Annotated in this window: 4 protein-coding genes; all 4 read left to right on the plus strand. The window is 42.0% G+C overall.

Annotated elements, in window-relative coordinates:
* Positions 1-2 precede the first annotated feature (2 nt).
* Positions 3-1,802, plus strand: a complete 1,800-nt coding sequence (gene cobM / locus ACFO3G_RS08495; protein ID WP_380079894.1) for a precorrin-4 C(11)-methyltransferase — start codon at positions 3-5, stop codon at positions 1,800-1,802.
* Between the two features lie 6 nt (positions 1,803-1,808).
* Positions 1,809-3,731 carry a cobalt-precorrin-5B (C(1))-methyltransferase CbiD gene (gene cbiD / locus ACFO3G_RS08500; protein ID WP_380079896.1) on the plus strand — a complete coding sequence of 641 codons (1,923 nt, stop codon included), beginning with the start codon at positions 1,809-1,811 and terminating at the stop codon, positions 3,729-3,731.
* Positions 3,732-3,893: 162 nt separating this feature from the next.
* On the plus strand, positions 3,894-6,068 hold the full coding sequence (gene ftsH / locus ACFO3G_RS08505; protein ID WP_380079898.1) for an ATP-dependent zinc metalloprotease FtsH: 2,175 nt from the start codon (positions 3,894-3,896) through the stop codon (positions 6,066-6,068).
* A gap of 36 nt (positions 6,069-6,104) precedes the next feature.
* Positions 6,105-6,947 (plus strand): phosphatidate cytidylyltransferase, encoded by an 843-nt coding sequence (locus ACFO3G_RS08510; RefSeq protein WP_380079900.1) that lies wholly within the window; start codon positions 6,105-6,107, stop codon positions 6,945-6,947.
* Positions 6,948-7,367: the final 420 nt, after the last annotated feature.

Consider the following 7,367-nt stretch of genomic DNA (forward strand, 5'->3'; position numbering starts at 1 on the left):
ATATGAAAACAGCAATTATATTGATATCAGAAGCCGGTCTTGATACCGGTAAGATCATAGAGAAAGAATTGAAGAACTCGAAGTTATATTCTTCAAGAAAGATAGAAGGGGTTGAGCAAATAGACTCAATTGCGCAATTTTTGTCCGAACATTTCAATACTGAAGATGCAATAGTTTTTATTGGTGCCATGGGTATCTGTGTCAGAAGTATTGCTCCGTTTGTTAAGGATAAGCATTGTGATCCGGCAATCATCTGTATAGATAGTGCCTCTAAGCATGTTATTTCCGTTTTGTCTGGCCATATTGGTGGAGCCAACGAATTGACTTTGGCTATTGCGGGGATGATTGGAGCAGAGCCTGTTATTACGACGCAAAGTGATTTGACCGGTATATGGGCTTTGGATACCTTGGATGCTAAGTTTGGATGGACGGTTAAGCTTCAGAATCTGACTTCTATGAATGATGCTATTTTCCCATTTGTCAATAAAGAGAGGGTTGCTTTGCTTCTTGAAATTAGAGATAAAGGGACCAATTGGCTTGAAACACATCTTCCTGAGCATGTGACATTATTTTCCAAGGTAGAGGATATTTCTCAGGATGAGTTTAAGTTGATAGTTGCGGTTAGTCCCTTTATGCATAATGAAGTCAAGATACCTTGTTTAAATTTTGTTCCAAAGGCTATCCACATAGGTGTTGGATTGGCTCATATGGCGGAACCGAAGGCTGAGATCATTCAAAATATCAAGGATACTCTTTTGCAAAATGGTATTTATTGGGAGAGTGTGGCATCTGTATCTACACATGAAGAAAAGAGGCCGGAGCCGGTCATTCAGGAGCTCGAGAAGGAACTTCCTTGCTATTTCTATAGCTCAGAAGAGCTGAAGGACATCGAGGTGCCAACCCCAAGTGATACGGTGGCTAAGCATATGGGTACAGCAAGTGTTAGCGAGGCTTCTGCTCTTCTTACTGCTAACAATTTCCATTTTGTGATGACCAAGCAAAAGGGAAGCAATTATACTGTTGCCGCGGTGATGGATCGGATTGTTGAGAGATCCGGACATATTGAGATCGTGGGTGCAGGACCCGGTGATCCGGAACTCATCTCTGTAAGGGGGAAGAGGATGCTTGAGATAGCCGATCTTATTTTGTATGCGGGAAGTTTGGTCCCACGGGAGCTAACCTATTATGCCAAGCCCGGGGCCACGGTTAGAAGTTCGGCCGATCTTAATCTGGAAGAGCAGATAGAGCTTATGAAGAGGTTTTACGATGAAGGCAAGTTTGTAGTTCGTCTTCATACCGGTGATCCTTGTATATATGGAGCCATTCAAGAGCAGATGAATTGGTTTGACCAATATCACATGAGCTATCATATTACGCCCGGTATCTCTTCATTTCAAGCTGCTGCTGCGGAATTGAAGAGTCAGTTTACCATTCCTGAGAAGGTGCAGAGTATCATTCTTACTCGAGGAGAGGGGCGCACTCCGATGCCGGATAAAGAGAAACTTCATCTTATGGCTCGTTCACAAAGTACGATGTGTATCTTCTTGAGTGCCGGTATGGCACAGCAGGTACAGGATGAATTGCTTATGGAATATCCTCCTCACACACCTGTGGCCGCATGCTTCCATTTGACATGGCCCGATCAAAAGATTTATAGAGGGGAGTTGAAAGACTTGGCTAAGATTGTTGAAGAGAATAATCTTACACTTACTACCATGATTGTGGTAGGAGAGGCTATTGACAACAGAAAGGGATTGTCAAGACTTTATGCGGACGAGTTTAAACATCTTTTTAGAAAGTAACATTAGATGATACTTGTTTTTGGAGGCACGACGGAAGGTCGAGTTGCAGTCAAGAAGTTGGAGCAAGCCGAGAAACCTTATTATTACTCTACCAAAGGTGATGAGCAGGATGTTGCATTGGTCCATGGTATTCGTCTTCATGGAGGAATGGATTTTGATGCACTTAAGGCTTTTTGTATTCAAAATGAGATTAAACTTATTATTGATGCCGCTCATCCTTTCGCCGAAATCCTCCATCAAACAATCTCTGAAATATCACATAATCTTCAGATCAAGGTAGTTCGTTTTCAACGTATCTTTCCGGAATATTACGACAACTCTGTAATCTGGTGCGATGGATATGATGACTGCATTGAGAAAATATTGTGTAAGGGCTATCATCGTATTTTAGCTCTGACCGGAGTAAAGACAATCTCTAAACTCAAACCCTTGTGGCAAGACAATGATCAATGCTATTTTAGGATACTTGATAGGGATTCTTCAAGAGCAATGGCCCAGAAACAAGGATTTCCCTTGGGGCGAGTTTGCTATTACCTGACAGATGGATCGGACAAGGATTTGATGCTTAAGTATGATCCCGAAGCAGTAATATCAAAGGAAAGTGGTATTAGCGGTGGATTTGAGGAGAAAAGGTTGGCTGCATCCGAACTTGGCATAGATTTTTATGCAATACGACATCCTAAGCTTGACCCTGATTTTATTGTGGTCAATGGGGAGCATGGATTGAGACGAATGGTCGAAAAGCTAATCCCCGACTTTTATCATCAACATACAGGACTTACAACCGGCTCTTGCGCAACAACAGCTGTATTGGGAGCAATGAGTAGGATTTTCTTAAACGAGACCATCTCGGATGTTCCTCTTATTCTGCCCAATGGTGAAACGATCAGATCCGATGTTGAGTCTTCTGTCTTATGTGATGATGAGATAGACAGCAATGGTATTAGATATAAAGTGGCTTCGTCAATTGTTATTAAAGAGAGTGGAGACGATCCCGATATCACAAATCATATCCCAATAGAAGCTTTGGTAAAAGTCCCTGCAGAAGGGGAGAATGGTAGCGCAGATGAAACCTTACAAGATTGTCCTTTTGATATTGTAATTCTTGGAGGAAAAGGAGTAGGGACGGTGACGATGAAAGGACTTGGATTGCCTATTGGAGGGCCGGCCATCAATAAATCTCCACAAAAGATGATAAGAAACAATATCTCTTCATTTTTGAATAAACAGGGGATATTCGCCTTTAAGCATCCTATCTATGTGACTATAAGTGTACATGGAGGGGAAGAGGTGGCAAAGAAAACTTTTAATCCGAGACTTGGGGTTGTTGGAGGTATCTCAATTGTTGGAACGTCAGGGATTATACAGCCCTTTTCTTTGGAGGGATTTATCAATTCGATAGCCAAGTCCATGCAGGTAGCTATCGCAACCGGATCGCCTTATGTTGTGATCAATTCGGGTGCAAAAAGCGAAGGCTATGTAAAGGCTATGTTCCCTAAGTTGCCGGCTCAAGCATTCGTGCATTATGGAAACTTTATAGGTGAAACACTAAAGCTTGCTGAAAGAGAGAAGGTGCCACATATTGTCATGGGGGTTATGATGGGAAAGGCTGTCAAATTGGCAGAGGGGCATTTGGATACTCATAGTAAGAAGGTGGTAATGAATAAGGATTTCATACAGCAATTGGCTGTGAAGGCCGGTGTTAGCTTGTCGAAAGTAAAGCAGATACAGCAAATATCGCTTGCTCGTGAGTTGTGGACTATTTTTAATGAAGATGAGGCTGAGGCCTTTTGCCGTAAACTAATAGAATCATGCCATATTTATTGTGATCCACTTGTCCCAAGCTGTAAACTGTCCATTGTGATTATAGGAGAAACGGGTAGAGTATATGGTGCTGATTCTGAATTGCTTTCATTTCATGCTTTATGATTCTTCTTTGATTAACGTCCGTTATTCATTCATTTTGCTTGAAGATAGGTATAAACAACGTATCTTTGCCTAACTACTTGAGGTGTGGCAATGTAATTTTGTGTGTCTGTTTGGCACATAAGTTGTATTACTTCCACAGAGTAAATATAATTGTATTATTAGATGATTAAGAACACAAACAACACGCCAAAGGGCAAGAGACCTAAGGGAATGAGGTTTAGTCCTATGTGGATCTATATAGGCATATTGGCTATGCTGGTAGGTATATTTTTCTTTTCTGATATGGCATCGCCAACGAAAGAACTCAATTGGAATGACTTTCAGAGAGCAGCTACCAACGGAGCCTACAGCAAAGTATTGGTTAATAGGGAAAACGCTACGGTTGTAGCTATAGTCAAGCCGGATAAAGTCGATAGTTTGTTCAGATCGGGAGATCTTCCCGCCAACCTATTGCATCAGAAGACGGTGGAGTATAAGACAAAGACTGTTTTGCCTTCCGTCGATTCGTTTGCCAAATTTAGTGATGAGCATCTAAAGAATACCGAGATAAAGTACGAAGAAGAAAAGTTCAATATTTGGAGTTTGCTGGTTAGTTTTGGCCCGCTTATACTGCTTATTTTCTTCTGGATCTGGTGGATGAAACGGATGACAAGTGGCGGAGGAGCCAATGGCGGTGTCTTTAGTGCCGGAAAATCGAAGGCCAAGTTATATGAGAATGATGGTACCAAAGTGACTTTTGCTGATGTGGCCGGACAACAAGAGGCTAAGCAAGAGATTGAGGAGATCGTCCATTTCTTGAAGAATTCGAAGAAGTATACCGAGTTAGGTGGTCGTATTCCTAAGGGAGCACTTCTGGTAGGACCTCCGGGCACCGGTAAGACATTGCTTGCCAAGGCCGTTGCCGGTGAGGCTCATGTGCCATTTTTCTCTATGTCGGGGGCTGATTTTGTTGAGATGTTTGTTGGTGTAGGAGCCTCTCGAGTTAGAGACCTATTTAAGCAGGCGAAAGAAAAAGCCCCGTGCATTGTCTTTATCGATGAGATAGATGCTATTGGTCGAGCAAGAGGAAAGAATGGTAATTTTGGCGGCAATGACGAGCGTGAGAGCACCCTTAATCAACTTTTGACAGAGATGGATGGGTTTGACGGCAATAGCGGTGTGATTATTCTTGCGGCTACCAACCGAGCTGATGTCTTAGACAAGGCTTTGCTTCGTGCGGGTCGTTTTGACAGACAGATTTATGTTGATTTGCCCGATTTGAATGATCGTAAGGAGATCTTCATGGTGCACCTCAAGCCACTTAAGACGGATAATTCTGTTGATGTAGACTTATTGGCCAAGCAGACACCCGGATTTAGTGGTGCTGATATTGCCAATGTTTGTAATGAGGCAGCTCTTATTGCGGCAAGACACGAAAAGCAGTTTATCGGATGGCAAGACTTTATGAATGCTGTCGATAGGATAGTTGGTGGTCTTGAGAAGAAAAATAAGATTACGACCGAAGAGGAGCGTCAGAGCATAGCTATTCATGAAGCAGGGCATGCTACTGTCAGTTGGATGCTCGAATTTGGTAATCCTTTGGTCAAAGTGACTATTGTACCGAGAGGAAAAGCTTTGGGAGCGGCATGGTATCTTCCTGAGGAGCGTCAGATTACTACGACTCAGGCTTTGTTGGATCAGATGTGTTCTCTTCTTGGTGGTCGTGCGGCAGAAGATCTTTTCTTGGGTCGAATCTCCACAGGTGCTGCCAACGACCTTGAGCGAGTAACCCGTTTGGCTTACGCAATGGTGTCTGTGTATGGTATGAGTGACAAACTTCCTAATCTTAATTACTATGCTATGCAGCAGGATGGGTACAATTTTGCCAAACCTTACAGTGAAAAGACAGCCGAGATGATTGATGCAGAAGCAAGTCGACTCATCGAAGAGCAGTACCAAAGAGCAAAAGAAATCTTGATGCAATATAAGGATGGTCATAAGCAGATTGCTGATCTTCTTATAAGCAGAGAGGTTATCTATACCAATGATGTTGCAGATATATTGGGTAAGCGGAAGTGGGCTTCCCGAGCAGATGAATTGATGGAGATCAATGATCAGATGCGTAAAGAGGAGGCTGCAAAGAAAGAGGAAGAGGCTCGCAACAGTCAACCCTCCATAGCCCCACTGCAAGATTCTGTAGATGAGGAAGAGAATACCTCTGAAGAGTCAGCCAATGACGACGATGCTTCATCTAAATCATTGGATGATGCAAGACCTGAAGATGGCGATACCAAGGCAAGTCAGGAAGATCGGGTGAGCAATGATGCTGACAATAGGGACTCTAATCCTAAAGGTTAATTCAAAAAGATATAATAAGAATAAGAAAAGGACCCAATGAAAAAGTTATTAGTTAGGTCAATCTCCGGTTTGGTGTATGTGGCACTTATTGTTTGCCCCATCTATTTAAAAATCCCCGGATTATATGTAGCTGTGTTTTCCCTTATGGCAGTATTGTCTGTACGGGAGTTTTCACAACTGGTAGGATTGAATAGAAAGAGGTGGCTTCGTACCATTTTGGATTGCCTGGCAGGAGGATATCTTTTCATGGCTCACTTATTCTATTGTACCAATATTATTGGGGCAGAAGTGTTTTTCCCATATCTATTCTATTTCATGTATACCATGATTAGGAATATCTATTCGGATAAGCAGTTTATGGTGAGAGATACTTCATTGACATTTATGGCTCACTTGTATGCTGTATGTCCGCTACTGTTTGCCAATTTGATTGCTTTCCCGGGTACGACAAACAACTTTACAGACCTTCGAAGTGGAATGCTTTTGACCATCTTTATTTTGATTTGGGCAAGTGATACATTTGCATTTATAGGAGGTTCATTGTTTGGAAAGCATAAGCTCTTTCCTTCTGTGTCGCCCAATAAGACTTGGGAAGGATTTATTACGGGGGCGATCTCTTCTGTTGTTATTGCGACTTTGGTAGGATACTATCTTATCGATATACCAAGTGCCTCTATTTATATGTGGCCGGTCTTAGGTATAGTGGTGGCTGCTACAAGTACCTGGGGGGATTTGTTTGAGTCTAACCTTAAGAGATTGGCGGGTGTAAAGGATTCCGGGCATCTTATCCCCGGTCATGGTGGTATGTTGGACAGAATAGATAGTGCTCTGTTTGCATTGCCTGCAGCATATTTTGTCTACTCAGTTTTTCTTAATTGATAAGAGATAAGGATAAGGAGATATAAGAGTTTATATAATTAATAATCTTCTCGAGTTGTTTAGTAACCCTTCTGAGGTTATAAACAACTCGAGTTTTTTTATTGTTGCTGTCCAAACATCTTATTTATGCGGCTGAGTATTTCAATTTTGAAAGATAAGCTCCCCCTTTGGATTCTAAATTCGGCTGTCCGACAAAAACACCTTCAAGATTGAGTCATCAATCAGCATTTGATCCAAGCGAATGCCTTATGGGGCAAAGGGTTGCCTAAATGGACGGTTTTCCTTTTTTTGAATATTGCTGTCCGATAAAAGTTTTTGCGACAAAAAAATAAGGGGCTGAAAAACTTCACAGAATTCAGCCCCAATTGTCTTATCTTTATCATAAGAACTTAAAAAGTAAGACGATGCACAAAAGTATTC

This window comes from Falsiporphyromonas endometrii, assembly GCF_042654485.1.
GTDB lineage: Bacteria > Bacteroidota > Bacteroidia > Bacteroidales > Porphyromonadaceae > Porphyromonas > Porphyromonas endometrii.